This is a genomic window from Hymenobacter wooponensis (genome assembly GCF_004745865.1).
In the GTDB taxonomy this organism is placed as follows: Bacteria; Bacteroidota; Bacteroidia; order Cytophagales; family Hymenobacteraceae; genus Hymenobacter; species Hymenobacter wooponensis.
Window position 1 is genome coordinate 219,356 of sequence record NZ_SRKZ01000006.1, and the last position, 17,025, is coordinate 236,380.

The 17,025-nt window shown below is 56.6% G+C and carries 14 protein-coding genes; 5 read left to right on the forward strand and 9 right to left on the reverse strand.

Going from position 1 to position 17,025, the window contains the following annotated elements; translation table 11 throughout:
* Positions 1-88: 88 nt before the first annotated feature.
* The 5 genes from EU557_RS20045 (at position 89) to EU557_RS20065 (ending at position 3,796) form a co-directional block, all read left to right on the forward strand.
* Positions 89-1,027, forward strand: a complete 939-nt coding sequence (locus tag EU557_RS20045; protein WP_135532261.1) for a cation diffusion facilitator family transporter — start codon at positions 89-91, stop codon at positions 1,025-1,027.
* Between the two features lie 67 nt (positions 1,028-1,094).
* On the forward strand, positions 1,095-2,360 hold the full coding sequence (locus EU557_RS20050; protein ID WP_135532262.1) for an MFS transporter: 1,266 nt from the start codon (positions 1,095-1,097) through the stop codon (positions 2,358-2,360).
* A 71-nt stretch (positions 2,361-2,431) separates the two neighbouring features.
* On the forward strand, positions 2,432-2,809 hold the full coding sequence (locus tag EU557_RS20055) for a hypothetical protein (protein WP_135532263.1): 378 nt from the start codon (positions 2,432-2,434) through the stop codon (positions 2,807-2,809).
* A 102-nt stretch (positions 2,810-2,911) separates the two neighbouring features.
* Entirely contained in the window at positions 2,912-3,361 is a 450-nt protein-coding gene (locus EU557_RS20060; protein ID WP_135532264.1) for a DUF6526 family protein, read from the forward strand.
* A gap of 132 nt (positions 3,362-3,493) precedes the next feature.
* Positions 3,494-3,796: a DUF4286 family protein gene (locus EU557_RS20065; protein WP_135532265.1), complete on the forward strand. Its 303-nt coding sequence runs from the start codon at positions 3,494-3,496 to the stop codon at positions 3,794-3,796.
* A 98-nt stretch (positions 3,797-3,894) separates the two neighbouring features.
* Here the strand turns inward: EU557_RS20065 and EU557_RS20070 are convergent, their stop codons facing one another.
* The 9 genes from EU557_RS20070 to EU557_RS20110 all read right to left on the reverse strand — a co-directional run bounded on the left by EU557_RS20070 (position 3,895) and on the right by EU557_RS20110 (position 16,928).
* Positions 3,895-4,416: a GNAT family N-acetyltransferase gene (locus EU557_RS20070; RefSeq protein WP_135532266.1), complete on the reverse strand. Its 522-nt coding sequence runs from the start codon at positions 4,414-4,416 to the stop codon at positions 3,895-3,897.
* Positions 4,417-4,541: 125 nt separating this feature from the next.
* Positions 4,542-4,775: a hypothetical protein gene (locus EU557_RS20075; RefSeq protein WP_135532267.1), complete on the reverse strand. Its 234-nt coding sequence runs from the start codon at positions 4,773-4,775 to the stop codon at positions 4,542-4,544.
* A 194-nt stretch (positions 4,776-4,969) separates the two neighbouring features.
* Positions 4,970-7,171, reverse strand: coding sequence for a prolyl oligopeptidase family serine peptidase (locus tag EU557_RS20080; protein ID WP_135532268.1), 2,202 nt, complete (start codon positions 7,169-7,171; stop codon positions 4,970-4,972).
* Positions 7,172-7,229: 58 nt separating this feature from the next.
* Complete coding sequence (locus EU557_RS20085; protein ID WP_135532269.1) at positions 7,230-7,904, reverse strand: hypothetical protein; 675 nt, start codon at positions 7,902-7,904, stop codon at positions 7,230-7,232.
* An 18-nt stretch (positions 7,905-7,922) separates the two neighbouring features.
* Positions 7,923-8,402 (reverse strand): hypothetical protein, encoded by a 480-nt coding sequence (locus EU557_RS20090; protein WP_135532270.1) that lies wholly within the window; start codon positions 8,400-8,402, stop codon positions 7,923-7,925.
* 13 nt (positions 8,403-8,415) lie between these two features.
* Complete coding sequence (locus EU557_RS20095) at positions 8,416-9,876, reverse strand: hypothetical protein (protein WP_135532271.1); 1,461 nt, start codon at positions 9,874-9,876, stop codon at positions 8,416-8,418.
* 412 nt (positions 9,877-10,288) lie between these two features.
* A complete protein-coding gene (locus tag EU557_RS20100; protein WP_135532272.1) occupies positions 10,289-11,776 on the reverse strand; it encodes a hypothetical protein in 1,488 nt (495 codons plus the stop codon).
* 101 nt (positions 11,777-11,877) lie between these two features.
* Positions 11,878-15,345, reverse strand: a complete 3,468-nt coding sequence (locus EU557_RS20105) for a hypothetical protein (RefSeq protein WP_135532273.1) — start codon at positions 15,343-15,345, stop codon at positions 11,878-11,880.
* 134 nt (positions 15,346-15,479) lie between these two features.
* A complete protein-coding gene (locus EU557_RS20110) occupies positions 15,480-16,928 on the reverse strand; it encodes a hypothetical protein (RefSeq protein ID WP_135532274.1) in 1,449 nt (482 codons plus the stop codon).
* Between the last annotated feature and the right edge of the window lie 97 nt (positions 16,929-17,025).

Consider the following 17,025-nt stretch of genomic DNA (forward strand, 5'->3'; position numbering starts at 1 on the left):
TGGCCTAGAGCAAGTTGTTTGCTTAGGAATACGGGCAAGCACCTTCCGAATTTCGCCTGACTTACAACTTCAGCCGTACCTGATTCCTATGGCCCACGACCACCACGGACACGACCACGCTCACCATCACCACGGTCCGCCGGCCGATGGCAATTTCAGCCAAGCCTTTAAGTGGGGCATTGTGCTGAACCTCGTGTTTGTGGCGGGTGAAGTAGCGGGTGGCCTATGGGCCAACTCGGCGGCGTTGCTCTCCGATGCGGGCCACAACCTCTCCGATGTGCTCAGCCTAGCTCTAGCCTGGGCGGCTTCTCTGCTGGCCACGCGCCGGCCCACCGAGCGCTACACCTACGGCTACAAAGGGGCCACCATTCAGGCGGCCCTGCTAAACGCGGCACTACTATATCTGGCGCTGGGCTTTATCCTTTGGGAGACCATCGACCACCTGCGCCACCCCGCTCCCGTAAATGGCCCCGTGGTCATGATGCTGGCGGGCTTGGGCATTTTGGTGAATGGCTTCACGGCTTGGCTGTTCCGCCGAGGGCAGAAGGGCGACGTGAACGTGCGCGGTGCTTACCTGCACATGCTGACGGATATGCTGGTCTCAGTGGGGGTAGTAGTGGGCGGCGCGCTGGTGTATTTTACGGGGTGGCAGTGGCTTGATCCGGCCATCAGCTTCATTATTCTGGCAGTAGTGGGCGTAAGCTCCTGGGGCTTGCTGCGCGAAACCGTGCAGCTTAGCCTGCAGGCCGCCCCCGAAAGCATTGATGTGGCCGAAGTACGGCGCTTCCTGCTCTCGCGCCCCGGTGTTACGCAAGTTCACGACCTGCACATCTGGCCCCTGAGCACTCGTGACACCGCCCTCACGGCCCACCTGGTGCGCCCCGGCAGTGAAAACGGCAACCTGTTCCTGCGCGACCTGCAGCACGACCTTCAACACGAGTTCAACATCAGTCACTCCACAGTGCAGCTAGAGGATGCGCTGCCGCTGATGGGCGCCCACGGCTGTTGCGACGAGCAAGTGGCCTAGCACGCCGGGGCTGGAAGAGAAGAAGAAATTTGCGTAATCTGCATTTCGCAATTCCTTCCCACGTTTCATGCAGCCCACCGCTCCTACTTCTCCTCCCAAAACTGCCCGTCTGTTTAGTGCCATTGTAGTAGTAGCCGCCCTTGGCTACTTCGTGGATATCTACGACCTGATTCTGTTCAGCATTGTGCGGGTGAAAAGCCTAAACGACCTGGGCATCACCGCTAAAGACGCGGTTACTACCCAAGGCCTTTTCCTCATCAACATGCAGATGGGCGGTATGCTGCTCGGCGGTATTCTGTGGGGCATTTTGGGCGATAAGCGCGGCCGGCTGTCGGTGCTATTCGGCTCTATCCTGATTTACTCCTTGGCCAACATTGCCAACGGCTTCGTGCAAACGCTGGATCAGTATGCTTGGCTGCGCCTCATTGCGGGCATAGGCCTAGCGGGCGAGCTAGGGGCGGGTATCACGCTAGTTTCAGAAACACTACCCAAGGAAAAGCGCGGCTACGGTACCATGATTGTGGCCACCGTGGGTGTTTCGGGGGCCATGCTGGCCTACTGGGTAGGTGAGCGGTTTGGCTGGCGCAATGCCTACTTTGTGGGCGGTGGCCTAGGGTTGGCGCTACTAGCGCTGCGGGTAGGGGTGTACGAGTCGGGGATGTTTGAGCAGGCCAAGAAGTCGCAAGTAGAGCGCGGGAATTTCTTCGCCCTGTTTACCAACGGCCCGCGGCTGGTGCGTTACCTCAAATGCCTGCTAATTGGGGTACCACTGTGGTTTGTGGTGGGCATTCTGATTACGCTGGCCCCGGAATTTGGCGAAGCGCTAGGCCTCACTGGCCCAGTCACGGCTGGCCTAGGAGTGTTCTGGTGCTACTTTGGGCTGGTATTCGGTGACTTTATCAGCGGCAGTCTTAGCCAGTTGCTCCGCAGCCGCACCCGTGCGCTGCAGCTGTTTCTGGCTTTTTGCGCAGTGATGGTAGGCGTATACTTGTTTGCTTTGCGTGGCGCCTCGCCCACTGCATTTTACACCGTGTGCTTTATACTCGGTATTTCAGTTGGCTTCTGGGCTCTGTTTGTTACGGTAGCAGCCGAGCAATTTGGCACCAACCTGCGGGCCACCGTAGCTACTACGGCGCCTAACTTTGCCCGCGGCTCGGTAGTAGCGCTGGTACCTATCTTTAATGGCGTAGCAGCAGCCCTCAGCACTGCTGATGGTCCCAACCGCATCAGTAGTGGCGCTATCGTGGGAGGCATCTCACTACTAATAGCTTTTTGGGCTGTGAGCACTTTACCCGAGACTTTTGGTAAGGACTTAGACTATGTAGAGGAGTAAGCTTGCCAGCAATAAAGCTAAACTATTGCTTTTCAGGAACGTATCAGCAGTGAGCTTTTTCCTCACTACTCATGAAACATTTCCTATTAGGCACTGCCTTTGTCTTGGCAGCCCTCGGCAGCCATAGTATTCAAGCACAAGCAGTTGATTCTGCGCAGGTGCGCCTACAGCAACAGCAGCAGCGCGCCGCTGATGCCAAAGCTACCCTAGAAGCCCAGAAGCAACAAGCTGCCTCATCACGCAGCAGTGTAGACCAGACCAAATCTCAACTCAAGGACCAAGAAAACGCTATGCGCGAGCAGAAGCGTCAACTGAAAGAGCAAAAGCTGGAGCTTCGGCGCCAGCAGGATGCCGCTAAGGAAGCCCGTCGTCAAGAAAGCGCAGCTAAATCAGCCCTGCGCGATGAAAAGCGCAAGGCCCGTGAAGCTAAGAAAGCTTCTAAGATGTAGCTTTGCATAGCATTTCCGCTATATGATTACTTAAGACTCCAGCCTATGGCTGGAGTTTTTTCGTATTTGAGGATACCTGTCTTACTTTCTACTTACCATCCTATGGCCAATCAGCCAACCAAGAATACCCCCATGTATTACCCGTGGCACCACTTTGTGCTGCTGCCGGCGCTGCTCATCTTATCGGGCTACAGCATCAGGCGTTACCTAGCCGTGGCCGGCGACGACTCTGAAGACTCTCGCTTGTGGTTCACGCTCATGGCCTTGGCAGTTGTGAGCTTTGGTGTACTCGTAATGCTGCGCCAGCACTATGCCCTGCAGCTCCAAGACCGTGTCATTCGGCTGGAAGTGCGCCAGCGCTACTTTGAGGTTACCGGCCAGAGCCTTCGCCCGCTTGAAGATCAGCTGACCTTGAAACAGATCCTTTCGCTACGTTTTGCCGGTGATGCAGAGCTACCCGAGCTAGTGCAGGCGGCCATCCGTGAGAAGCTTGCTCCCAAGGATATTCAGGCTCGCATTCAGGATTTCCACTTCGACCACCTGCGGGTCTGACGCAGAAATACCCGGGGCCGAGAGACTGAAATGGATGGTTGATCGGCGAACTTTGTTGCTTTAATTGTGCTTGTAAGCACTACTTCTGCTTTTTTACGGGCAACTTAATGGGTTGCCACTTCATACTGCCTCATGATTCTGTACAACGTCACCACCAGCCTCGACCCGGAAATTGCCGACCAGTGGGTGGCCTACATGCGCGATACGCACATGCCGGAGGTAATGGACACCGGCTTTTTCCTGAAAAGCCAGCTCTGCCGCCTGCTCAACGAAGAGGATGGCGGCATCACATACGCCTCGCAATATTATTGCGTGAGCCTAGAGCAGCTGGAGGAATATCAGCGGGTAGCAGCCCCGGCCCTCATTCAGGAAATAGAAAAGCACTTCGGCGGCCGCTATGCGTCCTTCCGCACTATGCTGGAAGTAGTAGACTAACCAAATGCTTCCTCTACCAACTAGAAGGGCCCGCTGAGCTATCAGCGGGCCCTTCTAGTTGGTACTGGCCTAGCGGCGGCCACAAGACGTGGAAAAGCTTATTTCCCCTCCTGCGGCTGCGTTACAATCATTTCCACTGCAGGGTCGCAGGTGTAGGCCTGTAGCTGCTCCATTGTGAGGTTGCCGTTGTGCCACTCGGGGTCGAGGTTGGCTCCTATTTTTTTGTAGAAGCCAATAGCGGGCTCGTTCCACTCCAGCACTTGCCACTTCATACGGTTGGCACCGGTATGGCGGGCTTCCGCCACCACGGCATCGAAAAGGCGCTTACCAATGCCGGTGCCGCGCAGCTCTTCCGTCACCACCAAATCCTCGAGGTAGAGCATCCGACCTTTCCAGGTAGAGTAGGCCGTGTAGTAGAGCGCGATGCCCTGAATCTTACCTTCCTGCTCGGCCACAAAGAACTTGAAAATGGCATCTGGCCCAAAGCCATCGCGCTGCATGTCTTCCAACGTATTCGTGACTTCATGCGGAGCGCGCTCGTACACGGCCAGTTCCTGAATGAGGGCCAATACTTGGGGTAAATCGGCCTCCTGGCCTCGGCGGATGGTGATAGTTGACATAGGTACAAATGTAGTGGCCTAGGCCACTTTTCATACCTCAACAATTGTTCTAGGCCACTATAAAACGCAAGGCCCCTCCGCCTAGTAGGCAGAGGGGCCTTGCTACAAATAGCCAAGGGCTAGAATTACATTACAGGCTGCATCTTTTTGATGTCCTCCGTTGCGTTAACCGCGTTGATTTCGCGCGTAGCAGGAGTTTCAACTGCTTTTTTGCCACCCGTGGTGTCGGGAGCAGCCGGAATGGGAGGCAGCGGCTGATCTACAATATCTTCGTCCCGCTTGATATCGGGGTTACTGCAGGAAGTTACGGATAGCGTCATCGAGGCGGCCAGCAGACCGAACAGGAGCGTTTTTTTCATATCTGAATGCAAAAGAACAGAGGCAATTACGCGAGTTGCGGCCGCGAAGATACGGGTTGATGCGTTGATTGTTGATGTGTTAGGTGTTGATTGTTGCTGGTAGAGGTTTGTTGTTGGAGGGTGTTGCACCCATCAGGCTAGGCCTGTTCCCTCCAACAATCAGTCATTTCAAGCTATAATCAACCGTTTAAGTATTACTTCTTATACGGGTTTACGCCCATGTTCTGGTACGCAAACGCCCAGATGTCGGCCCACTCATCAATCTGTAGCTTGGTGCTTTTGCCGGCACCGTGGCCCGCATTCACATCCACCCGAATGAGCTGGGGCTTGGGGCCTGCATTAGCAGCCTGCAGCGCGGCGGCAAACTTAAACGAGTGCGCCGGCACCACGCGGTCGTCGTGGTCGGCGGTGGTGATGAGGGTGGCGGGGTAGCTGGTGCCGGCCTTGAGGGTGTGCAGGGGCGAGAACTTGTACAGGTTCTGAAACTGGTCGTAGTTGTCGGAGGTGCCGTACTCCGGGGCCCAGTTCCAGCCGATGGTAAACTTCTGGTAGCGCAGCATGTCCATCACGCCCACAGCCGGGAAGGCCACCCCGCACAGGTCGGGGCGCTGGGTCATGGTGGCACCCACTAGTAGGCCACCGTTCGAGCCGCCAGCCATGGCCAGCTTCTCGGTGGTGGTGTAGCCCGTCACCTTCAGATACTCAGCGGCCGCAATAAAGTCATCGAACACGTTTTGCTTGTTGGGCGTCATGCCGGCTTTGTGCCAGGCCTCACCGTACTCGCCGCCGCCACGCAGGTTCGGAATTGCCAGGATGCCGCCATTCTCCAGCCACAGCATGCGGGCCACGCTGAAACCAGGCGTCAGGGAGATGTTGAACCCGCCGTAAGCGTAGAGGTAGGTGGGGTTTTTGCCATCCAGCTTAATGCCCTTCTTGTGGATGATGAACATCGGAACCTTGGTGCCGTCCTTGCTGGAGTAAAACACCTGTGTGGTCAGGTAGTCATCAGGTTTCACATCCACCATCGGGGCCCGGAACACGGTGCTGGTGTTCGAGGCCAGGTCGTACTTGTAAATGGTGGTGGGATAGGTGAAGGAGGTAAACGCGTAGTACACCGACTTGGAGTTGCGTTTGCCGCCGAAGCCTGAGGCCGTACCAATAGCAGGCAGGGCTACGTCGTGCTTGAATACACCTTTCTCGGTGTACACTTTAATCAGGCTGCTGGCATCCTTTAGGTAAGAGGCCACCAGGTAGCCACCTACTTGGTCTACGCCTTCCAGCTTGTTCTCGGTTTGGGGCAGTACTTCTTTCCAGTTGGCCTCCTGGGGCTTTTTAGGGTCGATGAGGACCACGCGGTAGCGGGGTGCCTTGTAGTTGGTGTGCACCAGCAACTGCCCGCCCACATTGCCTACCACCGAGTTGTTGTACTCGTAGCTGCTGATAAGGGGCGTGAAAGTGTTGGCCTGTTTAGGGTCGGTGAGGTCGCGCACTGAGAGGCGGTTGCCATCCGCTTTGCCATTGGTGAGGTAGAGCACCAAGAACCGCTCATCCTCGGTAGTTCCCACCGTGCGGAAGCCTAGGGCCATTTTGGGGTCCTCGTACACCAATTTATCCGTGCTCTGGGGCTTACCTAACTGGTGGTAGTACACTTTGTGGTACTCGTTCTTGCCAGAAAGCTGGTTTTGGCCGGCTTTGGGGGCATCATAGCGGCTATAGAAGAACCCATCCTTGTACCAGGCCGCGCCAGATACTTTCACCCATTGCAGCTCATCGGCGAGCGGCTGCCGGGTTTTCAGGTCCAGCACTTTCATCTTCTGCCAGTCGGAGCCGCCGCCGCTGGTAGCGTAGGCCAGGTACCGATGGTTGGTGGAGAAGTAGGTGCCGGCCAGAGCCGTGGTGCCATCGGCGGAGAACTTGTTAGGGTCGAGCAGCACGTCGGGCTGACCTTCCTGCCCGTCTTGCTGGGTGTACAGCACCGCCTGGTTCTGGAGGCCGTCGTTCTTGCTGAAGTAGAGCTGATTGCCCTCCTGCTGCGGAATACCGAACCGCTCGTAGTTCCAGATTTTGGTGAGTCGCTCCCGAATTCTATCTCGGAACTTAATCTGGCCTAGGTAGTCAAACGTGACCTTGTTTTCGGCCTCTACCCACGCTTTGGTTTCGGGCGAGTCGAGGTCTTCAAGCCAGCGGTATGGGTCGGCCACGGTGGTGCCGAAGTAGTCGTCTTTGTGGTCGACTTTCTTGGTTTGCGGGTATTGCACAGTTGAGCGGGAAGTAGAGGCCACCGCGTTACCAGCCGGCGCAGAAGCAGCGGCCGATGGGGCGGGAGCCGTGGTTTGCGCGGACCGGCAAGAAGCCAGCGCCGCCAGAGCTAATACGGAAACAGTAATTTTTTGCATGATAGGAGTAACATGGCAGGGCGCCGAAGATAACCCACAACTCCTAAAGTCGGGGTTACTACATGCGGCCCACCTTCGGAATCACCTGAATCAGGAAGCGCTTATTATCCCCCTCGCGGCGGCCCTGGTAACGCCCAGTGCCATAAAACCCACTGCCGCCAATAATCAGTTCAATGCTCCGGTCTTGCCCGAAGTTGATACCGTTCTGCTCCCAGAAGTTCAGCAGGTTGAGAGCCCGACGGTAGCTGAGTTGGTAAGTAGTCTGCTCCTCGGCCTTGTTGCGCGGGTCGCCCTGGGGGTAGCGGGCGGCCATACCTTCCACAATTACGAGGTAGCGCACGGGCTGGTCAGTTTTGATATTTTTCAGAACCGAGCGCAACGTGCGACCGGCTTGCAGCAAGGCCGGCTTGTAGGCCTCCTGTATCTCGTCGCGGCCCGCTTTGAACTGCACCGGTACCAGCAACTCGTGCCGCTCATTGGCGGGGTCGTACTTAAAGTATCTGCCCTCCAATTTCTGCAGAGAGCGGCGAATTTTGGTAATCTGCTCCAGCTCAATGGCCTTAGCTTTTAGCTCGCCGTTAGCCTGTTGCAGCTCTCCTTCCCGGTCTTTGAACAGCTTAAAACTGTACACAAACAGCACCAGCATCACCACGAACAAGGACGTCATCAGGTCTACGTAGCTGGGCCAGAAGAAGTCGTTGCTTTGGCGTTTGTTGGAGGTGGTGTTGTTCATGGATATGGGCAATAGTTTCTAAAACTTATCGCTGGATGTTTTTCTATTGTTGAGCTTGATCAACTTAATGACTTGCGTATTCAATGAAACACTTGTGTCATAAGTGACACACTTATCGCTGTTAAGAGTCTTTGCATAGTAGTTGTTAACGAGTTGTTTATGTTCTAATTGACTTTTGCCATCTCGGGCATACTGTAATTCATCTCCAACCTTAATAGCAACCCGATACCTGGCGGAGGTATGATCAGTTGGTCCTTGACCGAAATAGTATACGCCATTTCCTCCACATACTTCTAGCGTGGTTAAAGTAGTATCGGCGGCAAAAATGTACGCTGTCCTATCAAGTTCTGGTAGAATCACTAGTCGCTTGATGAGCTCCTCGCTGTATAACTTGCTATACTGAACAGGAATTTTAATCCTAACTATTTCGCTTTGCTGAGCATATCCAGCAAATGAAAAGCTCAGGCACAATCCTAAACCTACTTGAAACCTCTTCATAAGCGCTGAGAAATTATTGCGGCCGTACGCCTCCAAAAAGCTTATCCATAAAGCGCTGGAAACGGTTCTTGGAAGTCGCTTTCACCAGCACTGTGTTCAGGTTGGAAAGCTCACTCAATAGCTTCGCCTGAATCTGTGAGTCTAGCTCTACTTTGCGCATCAGCTCGCGCTGGGTGGCCGTTACGTCGCGGCTGAGGTCAGCTTGCTGCACGTTGAGGTTCTGGAAAGGCTCCAGCTGTTTCAGCAGCTTATCGAAGATGTTGTCGGCGTTGAGGCGTTCGAAGTACTGCTGCCACTTCTCGTAGGCCAGTTGAGCCTGCCGCTCATTGTAGGCCAATCGTTGCGTCATCACGTCGGCCAGGGATACGCCGGCTTGGTCAATGTGCTGCTCGGCCCGGTCGCGGAGGTTGCGCAGCTCTACCTGGTGCTTCTGGAAGAAATCCAGCATGAGCTGCACTGAGTTGTTGTTGCCGCCAATGTACTGGCCTAGGTCGTTGATGCCCTTCTCAAAACCACGCAAACGGTCGAGAATACTGTTCACGCTTTCCGCCGATTGATAGCCTTTGGCTAGCATATCGTTGAGCTTCTGCTGGTAGCCTGTAAAGGCCGCAAACATCTCCGCCGACTCCCGCACTTTCTCAAACACCAGAATATTAGCAGCGGCCATCTTATCGTAGCCAATCGTATCGAGCCGCTCCAGGAAGTCGCTCTGTACCTTGATGTTCTGGGTGACTTTGTCCATCAAGGGGTTGAACAACTCCACTTGGCCTACAAACTGCTGATTAAACGCATCCAACACCGACTTTAGGTTGGTGAGCGAGCTGGCCATATCGGCGTGCAGTACCGGTAGCAGGCGCGCCTGCAGGAAGGTGTAGTACTGGTTCTGCTTGCGGTCGAGCTGCTCCCGGGCCTGGCGCAGTACTCCGTTACCGAGCAACGTCAGCAACAGGCCTACAAAGGAGCCTGTCATGGCAATCAGTACACCGGTCAGGAACGGCGTGAGGGCATTCTCATCCGACACGCCATTGCGGGCAATGCCCAATAGGCCTAGAATTACACCTAGGAAAGTGCCCAACAGGCCTAGATAAAGCGGCGTGGCTACGTTGGCCTGCACGCTGTTGTCCAGCACTTCACTTTGCCGCTCCGATATATCCTTTAGAATCCCAAAGTCGGCGGCGGCACCTTTGTTGTGGCGTAGGTAGTCGTTGGTGTCAAGCAGGATTTCCTGGAACTCCGGCGAGGCATTTTCAGCCTTGATGAGGTTGGAGGCAAAGGCATCAGCAGGCGCATCGGCGGCATAATCGGGCAAGTCGCGGCCGTCGGGCAGCACAATACGCTGCTCCACACGCAACGCCTCCTTCGAGGGATACAGTTGGGCCAGCCGCTGGGCATTGGCCCGCGTCCGCAGAAACGTGCGGATCTGCAGGCCTACCACGATGGCCACTACAGCAACTTCAAGAATGATTTCAAGCATGGCTAAAACTACGCAACTTGGCTGCGCTCGAGCCATTCGTTAGGCAAAAAGCTATTGTAGGGCAGAGCAAGCCGACTTCCTGAGCGAGAACCACAGGCTTTTTCCCGAATCCTTCGCTTCTGATAAAGATGAATGCTAAACAGATAAATATTACGCCGTCGATCTAAATCTAGAACAGCTTTTTGCAAGAGCGAATCGCCCATTAGGGCATCTATGTCTGGCGTACTCAAACTAGCTAGCTTGAACTGCTCATTGTAAAATGGTAATAGCTGCCTTTCATACCAGTCTCGCGGCAGCACTTGATGCTGCCTTACCAACCACATACAACAAACTAGACAAGAACGAAATGAACTAAGCCGCCATGCCAATGGCAAATCAGTTCGCCTTGCACGGTTCAGCTGTGCCCGATAACTCATTCAAATCGAATGGAGGCCTTCTGCTCGATCTGCCAGTTGCCGGCCACCTTGCGTAGCACCCCTTCTTCCTCCGTTACAATGCGCGTGACCGGGCCACTGGGCTGCTGGTACTTGCAGGCTTCGCGCAGGGAGTACTGGGCACTCTGGATGGCGTAGGCGTGTACTGCCGGGTTAGTGGTTACGCTGAACGTAGCCAGTTCCGGCCACTGCGGATCAAGGTGAATTTCATAGATGCTGTCGTGCTGAGGTTCATCGCTGAAGTCGTACTCGTTGAAAGTACCATTCACGGGTACCTTCACGTAGCGCGTTTGCTGAACCGCAGCAGCCGGAGCAGCGGGGGCCGCCGGAGTGGGCAACTGCACCGGCGGTACTAGGCTCTCAAATTCGTCGCGGGGAGAAGCCGTAGGTGCACCAGCCGGTACTACCGGGGGCATGGAAGGTACTTCGGTCATCGGCACAGGCGCTGAGTAAACCGAGGCTACTGGCGCAGCCGGCTGGGGTTCAACACGTGGCGCTGGCGCAGGAGCTACCGGAGTGGGTTGTGGCGCCACCTTTTCTGGAGTAGAAGCTACTATGGCAGCGGGTGCCATGGCAGCCAGTTGGCCTCGTTGCTTTTTCACTTCTTCCTCCACGCGTTGCTGCACCAGCTTTTCTACCTCACGCTGCTGAGCAGGAGTCAGACGGTCAGCAGCCGGCGCAACACCTGGCCTAGGGCCACCGGCCGGAGCATTTTGCAGAGCCAGAATCTCATCACGACGCTTGTCAATACGGGCGCCCAACTCTTTCTGGAAGCCATCAATATTGCGGCGCAGTAAGTAATAGAGCACTAAGCTTAGCAGCGACATAATCAGCGCCAAGGGCCCGAAGAACTTATTCATTAAGCTCTCCCCTGCCCCACTGCTGGTAGCACTGGCCGTGGTGGAGGCTACACCCGCTTCTGCTAAACCAGCATCCTGCGAGTCTGCCGTCATGGTATTGTCGGCAGCTGTAGTGGTATCTACCTGCTCCGTAGCCGCCTCAGCATTGCTTAGGTCGCCGATTGGCGTACCGTTTTGCACATAGTTGTTCAGGGCCGTTTCGAGGGTAGCCAGTCGCTGCATCCGGGCCGGGTTGGCACGACGGGCAGGCGAAGCCTTTAGCCGATTGATGATTTCCGTCGTCAGTTTCTGCAGCCGCGATGAGTTAGAGCCGAGGCCCTTATACATCGTGCCCTTGCCTTCCAGTGGCTGATATAAGGCGCTATACACTCGCTGGCTGTCGGCCTTGATGCTGGCTTCAAACGCATTTAGCGAGCTACCGCACTGCAACTGACTTTTAAGGTTGGAGCGCCCGTTGTCGTCGTACACATAGCGAGCCGTGGCACACCATATTTGCACCTTCTGTTCATCCAGCGTGGGCTGGCCTAGCGGCGTTTGGGCACGAGCGCCCGCTGCCAAAAGCAGTAGGCCAGTAAGCAAAGAAGCAGCGCGACGGGAAAGGATCATAGGGTGTTGGGTAGGGAGTGCGGTAGAAAACTAGAATTAGAAACTAGCTCCCCTCCTCATCCGAGGAGGGGAGCTAGTTTTAGCTCTGGTGACGTTTAATACTACGACTGTAGCTCGCGGCTCAGGTTGTAGAGCGCCTGTTTCAGTGGCAGGAAGAACAGCGTTTCAGGCAGGGTTTCATCACTGGAAAGCTGGCGCTGGAACTGGTGCAGGCCTAGGCTTAAGCTATCTTCGATTTCGCGCTGCAGAATGTCCTTCACGCGCTGACGGTCTACGTCTACACCTACTTCGCGCAGGTAAGGCGCCACCTCGTCGCCTTCGAGTACGAGGGTGAGGTAGTTGCGCACGTTTTCCAGTACCGTGTCTTTCAGCGTGGCATCTACTTGGTTCAGTTTCAGACGCTGCTGGTTAAGCTCGGTACCATCTACAGCGCCGCTGTACTTCACGGGCTTGATGCTGTCGTAGTCCGACGTGTTGGTCTTTTCCTCGAAGAGCACGCCGCCGTTGGTGGTAGCTTCTTTGGGGTTGTCGGCCAGGATGACGCGGAAGTTGTGCGGTGGCTCGGTGCCGGTTACAGCATGGAAGATGGCTTTGGTAATCTTCTCGATAGCTACCAGGGAGCTGCCACCGGCCAACAGACGAAGGTAGAGGCTGCCTTTGCCGGAGAAGCACAGGTAGCGCGGCGTTTTTAGGCCGAGGTGCTTCGTTAGTTGCGCCGTGTGGTAGATGATGCTAGTGTAGTGCAGGTAGAATAGCACTCGCAGCTGCCGCCCTTTTCCAAGGCCTAGGGCCTGGGTGAAGCGCAAGGCATCATCGTATTTAAACAGCAAGCTGGTCACGTCAGCAGAGCCAAAATCGGTGTTGCTGAGTGCGGCGCGCAGGTAGCCTTTGTACTCTTGGTTTTGCTCGGAGTCGGGCAGGCTTTCGGCGTGGCCTACGCCGAGGCGGAGCAAGCCGTTTTGCTTGGGCGCTCCTTGCACGCGGGCGTAACCATCACCCCACAGGTCGTCGCCGGCGAAGCGGAACGAGGTGCTGTAGGCCGGTTTTTGGTCGGCGAAGAGCAGCAAGTCGGTGGTACCGCCGCCGATGTCGATGTTCACCACGTTTTCGTCGCGGTTGGGCACTACCTGGTTGGTGGCCGTGAGGTAATAGTACGGCGCCACCGATTCGGTGAGGCAAATAGTGGGGCGACGAGCCTTGAACACCTGCTGGAACGACTCATCCCAGACCTGCTGGAACTGGTTGCGCAGGAAGCCATCAAAGCTCAGCGGGGCAAACCATACCACGCGGGTATCTTCCAGAATACCGCCGTGCAGCGCCGCTTTGTGGCGAAGCAATAGCAGAATTTCCTTGAAGAAGGCCTCAATGCGCGACACGCCCTGCGGGTCCAGCTCCGCCGACCACTTCAGGTTGGTGATGAAGCGGTTCTGTGGCAGCTCCGAAGCGTTTTCGGTGTTGATGCTGAAACCGATGTTGATGTTGCTCAACACCTTGGCGGGCTCATTGGCAAACGACGTGGTTTCGCAGACCGCCGTCCGAATCGGAAATTCATATACTGAGCCGCCTTCGCCCACAAACGAGGGCACAAACTCCCGATTCTGCAGAGTGGCAATGTAGGTCCAGATCTGGCCGGCACCCGTGCGGTAGCGTTGCGCGGCCGAGAGGCCCGCATCGGCTACCGGCGCGTGCAGCCACTCCACCTGCACATCGGCCTCGCCAATAGTCAGCGGGCGCGGGTGCGCGGTGGGCGAATCGGCGTAGGCAATGTGGGTGTTGGTGGTACCAAAGTCTACCGCGAAGGTGAAGCGACGGGTACCACGGTCCAGTTCGCGCCAGCGTGGCACGAACAGGCCGCGGGCCGGCTCAGCGCCAATGGTGGCGGGCGGGCAGGTCAACTCCACTAGGTCGAAGTGGGTGCCGGTAACCTCATAATAGGTGCTGCCTGCGGTGGCCATGCTCTTCTGAGTGCGCTCGTAGCGAGTGGCGCGGCGGGCGGCACCCTGCTCCGTGATTCGCTCCCCATTCACGAAGAACTGCAGGTCGTAGCGGCGGCTGAGCATGGTGGGCGAGTTGTCGGCATCCACTAGCATCACCTTGTAGAGGTCGTTGTACTCGGGCTGGTAGCGCACCTTGTAGAAGGGGAACACGCCCACGCCTACAGTAGCCTTTACAATGCGGCCCTTCTCCAGAATCTCGCGGCCCTGGGCATCCTTCGGGTTCTGCGGATTGGTGTAGTAGCTACGCTCAAACGTAATGAAGCGCCCCGCCTGCACCGGCACCCGCAGCTGCACGCGCACGTGGCTCAGATCAATAGTGAAGGTGAGCAGCTCGGCCAGCTCATTCTCGGTGAAGTACTCGAAGAACGCCTGCTTCAGCGGCAGCAGGTAGGGGAACCGGGCGCGGCCCTGACCGTCAGCGCCGTACTGGAACGTGACTTTACCCGTGTGGAAACGCTGGGTATTCAACTCATAGGGCAGTTCCACCAGCGAGTCTTCCAGCAAGTCGCCTACCGTCAGATAAGGGTACTTGAAGCCCTTGCCAGGCAGCACGCGGCTTTCCAGGGCTACTTCGTCGTAATACGGTACCGGCGTACGGTCGTCCCAGGGCTGGCCGTTGAGGTAATTCGCACCAGGCATCGTCAGGTTGGGGCGTAGCACCAATGGCCTAGGCCGACCGGCAATGGCTTCGCGCGTGGGCTGAATGAACAGGTCGGAGCTGGTTACGGCCGATTGATCGGCGCGGCCGGGCAGCGGCACGCCTTTCACGCTCACTAGGTTGCCGTGCACGTCTACCAGCGCGGGGTAGCGGGCCGCAAACTGCTGCGCGCTCCGGTCGCCCTGCATCTGGAGCTGGTTGATTTTGCTACGGTCGAGGCCGGCATACACACTGCCAGCAAACTCGCGGCGCTGCAGCTGCGGGTAGGCCAGGAACAGCTCGTACACGAACTCCCGGAACTGCGGGTCGCGGTCTTCGAGCAGCACGGTTTGCTTGTCGAAATAGTGGCCGCGTGCCTGGGGGCGCTCCAGGTCTAGGGGCTTCACCTCGGGGCCCGTGAACAGGATCGTCAACGGTGAGGTGCCGCCCAGCAGGCGCGTACCGCCCGCCAGCTCCGGCGACTCATAGTACACCAAATACATGTCGGTGAAGTCGCGGAAACGCTCGTCCTGCATGTACAGCTGCAGGGTTTCGCCCAGCAGGCGCGTGCCCTCCTCCTGCCGCATCCGGCGGATTTCGGCCTCGGCATTCCAGCGGCGCAGCGTGATTTTGCGGCCAGCCTGGGTGTAGAGGTGGTAGTTGTAGAGTAGCTCCAGCAGATCCCAGAAGTGGGTCGTCAGCTCGTGGTACACCGAGCCGGGGTTACGCTGCCCTTCGCGGGCCAGGAAGTCGAAAGCCGTCTCAAACAGGTGCATCCGCGCAAAAGGCGTCGGGATGCTTACGGCCAAGTTACGGGACTTGCCCCCTGCCGGGTCCGTTACGGTATTGATTTCGGTGCTCGTTACCGGCGCCGTTTTCTGCCAGCCTTGAACCTGCTGGGAGCCATTATTATGTAAGCGAAGGACTTTGGCCATATCGGAACCCCACCCCCCGGCCCCCTCCCCTTGGGGAGAGGGAGAGCCAGACGAAGGTCATTCGGGGTGACTTTTCTTTTAGACTAGAAACTAGAACTAGAGTCCCTCTCCTGTGGGGAGAGGTTGGGGTGGGGTTATACCACCTTCACCTTCTCTGCAAACGCCTTATCTGTCACATCATAGAACAATTCCAGCATCTTGCGGAAGCTGTCGGGTTCTTGGATGGACTTCTCGGTTTTGTTGAGGTTGTCGAGGAGGTAGTTGTGGCTGAGACCTTTGTTGAAGAAGTCGTTCCACTTCTTTTCCACGGGCTTGCCGAGGATCATAGCGTTGAAATCATCGGTCTGGAGGTCGAAGGGGCGGAAGGAACGACGGTTCTGGGCCAGTTCCTGCAGCCACTGATCTACGCCCGAGTCCTGACTGTGCAGGAAGGTGTTTAGCTCCCGGAAGATGGGCTCGTTGCGCATGGCGTAGTCCAGCTTCAGGTTGTCGGCGTAGGGTGCCTTGTCGGTGGGCAGGTGCTGCTTGTGGTAGCGCGTGAAGTACAGGAACTGCGTGAGCTGCTTGGCAATGATTTCACGCGACTCATCGGGCAGGTGGCTGAACTGAATTTCCGGCGCGTCGGCTTGAAGGCCATACTCGTGGAAGTGCGGGCCACCAGTGCGCAGCTCGGCGGGCGAGTAGCGCATGAAGTCCACGATGCTTAGGGCCGCCAGCAGCTCAATTACGTGAGCCTTGTTCTTCTGCTGGGTGCCGCCGGGCTGGTTTTCGTAGGGCGTATCGGGCGTGTCGGCGAGGTAGTACAGCGCGTCGAGGCCCTGGAGGTTGTGCTCGTAGTAGCTGAGCGCCGCCTTGGTTTTCGTCAGGAAGTTGTTGGAGTCAATGACGGCGTTGTCCTCGCTCTGCAGAGCGAAGTAGGGCATCACCGTCACGGCGCCGGTTGGTGCATCACGCAGATAGCGGGCATTGCTGAGGCGCGTGTTGGTATCCTTCAGGTTCTTGAGCATGAGCGGGAAGCCCGCGGCGCCTGTACCGCCGAAGATGCTCGACACGAAGAATACCCGGTCGCCGTCCTGGAAGTTATCGGCGAAAAACCGCATTTCGGGGCTTTCCACTAGCTTGTTCAGCACAATGCTACCCACGTTCGGGGAACCGCGGAAGCCAATGGTTAGCGGGCTTTCTAGGTTATCCTGCGTGAAGAGCAAATCCACAAGGCCCTTGGAGTCAACCGACAGGCCATCGTAGCTCAGGTACTGCCGGAAGCTCTGGTTGATGCCGCCGAAGTCGAAGATAAAGGTATCCTTCACCGAGCCGTTTACATCTTGCGAAATACCGCTCAAGGTGCTAATATCAGTCTTGAAAAAGCCTTCTTCACGAGGACCGAGGCGCTTATAAATCTGCTGGTAGCTCTGCAACAGCTGCACCGTGCGGTTCATGTCGCCGTTGTGGGCGTCGGGGTCGATGATAATGGGTACCACTCGGTCGCAGTTGGGCAGGTCAACGCCCGCGGCCAGCAGCATAGTGAGCGAGCGAATCACGCGGGAGCCCGTGCCGCCAATACCGAATAAAAAGAGTTTAGCCATGAGTTGGAAGGAAGAGCTTAGAGCGTAGAACTGAGCGCTAGTTGAGGGTATTTCCTCGCGGTAGAACATTTCTCAGTCCTACGGTCTCGGTTCTAAG

Bases quoted from the DNA above. Each gene is read 5' to 3' on its own strand.
- EU557_RS20045 (WP_135532261.1), top strand. From the start codon at position 89: ATGGCCCACGACCACCACGGACACGACCACGCTCACCATCACCACGGT.
- EU557_RS20050 (WP_135532262.1), top strand. From the start codon at position 1,095: ATGCAGCCCACCGCTCCTACTTCTCCTCCCAAAACTGCCCGTCTGTTT.
- EU557_RS20055 (WP_135532263.1), top strand. From the start codon at position 2,432: ATGAAACATTTCCTATTAGGCACTGCCTTTGTCTTGGCAGCCCTCGGC.
- EU557_RS20060 (WP_135532264.1), top strand. From the start codon at position 2,912: ATGGCCAATCAGCCAACCAAGAATACCCCCATGTATTACCCGTGGCAC.
- EU557_RS20065 (WP_135532265.1), top strand. From the start codon at position 3,494: ATGATTCTGTACAACGTCACCACCAGCCTCGACCCGGAAATTGCCGAC.
- EU557_RS20070 (WP_135532266.1), bottom strand. From the start codon at position 4,416: ATGTCAACTATCACCATCCGCCGAGGCCAGGAGGCCGATTTACCCCAA.
- EU557_RS20075 (WP_135532267.1), bottom strand. From the start codon at position 4,775: ATGAAAAAAACGCTCCTGTTCGGTCTGCTGGCCGCCTCGATGACGCTA.
- EU557_RS20080 (WP_135532268.1), bottom strand. From the start codon at position 7,171: ATGCAAAAAATTACTGTTTCCGTATTAGCTCTGGCGGCGCTGGCTTCT.
- EU557_RS20085 (WP_135532269.1), bottom strand. From the start codon at position 7,904: ATGAACAACACCACCTCCAACAAACGCCAAAGCAACGACTTCTTCTGG.
- EU557_RS20090 (WP_135532270.1), bottom strand. From the start codon at position 8,402: ATGAAGAGGTTTCAAGTAGGTTTAGGATTGTGCCTGAGCTTTTCATTT.
- EU557_RS20095 (WP_135532271.1), bottom strand. From the start codon at position 9,876: ATGCTTGAAATCATTCTTGAAGTTGCTGTAGTGGCCATCGTGGTAGGC.
- EU557_RS20100 (WP_135532272.1), bottom strand. From the start codon at position 11,776: ATGATCCTTTCCCGTCGCGCTGCTTCTTTGCTTACTGGCCTACTGCTT.
- EU557_RS20105 (WP_135532273.1), bottom strand. From the start codon at position 15,345: ATGGCCAAAGTCCTTCGCTTACATAATAATGGCTCCCAGCAGGTTCAA.
- EU557_RS20110 (WP_135532274.1), bottom strand. From the start codon at position 16,928: ATGGCTAAACTCTTTTTATTCGGTATTGGCGGCACGGGCTCCCGCGTG.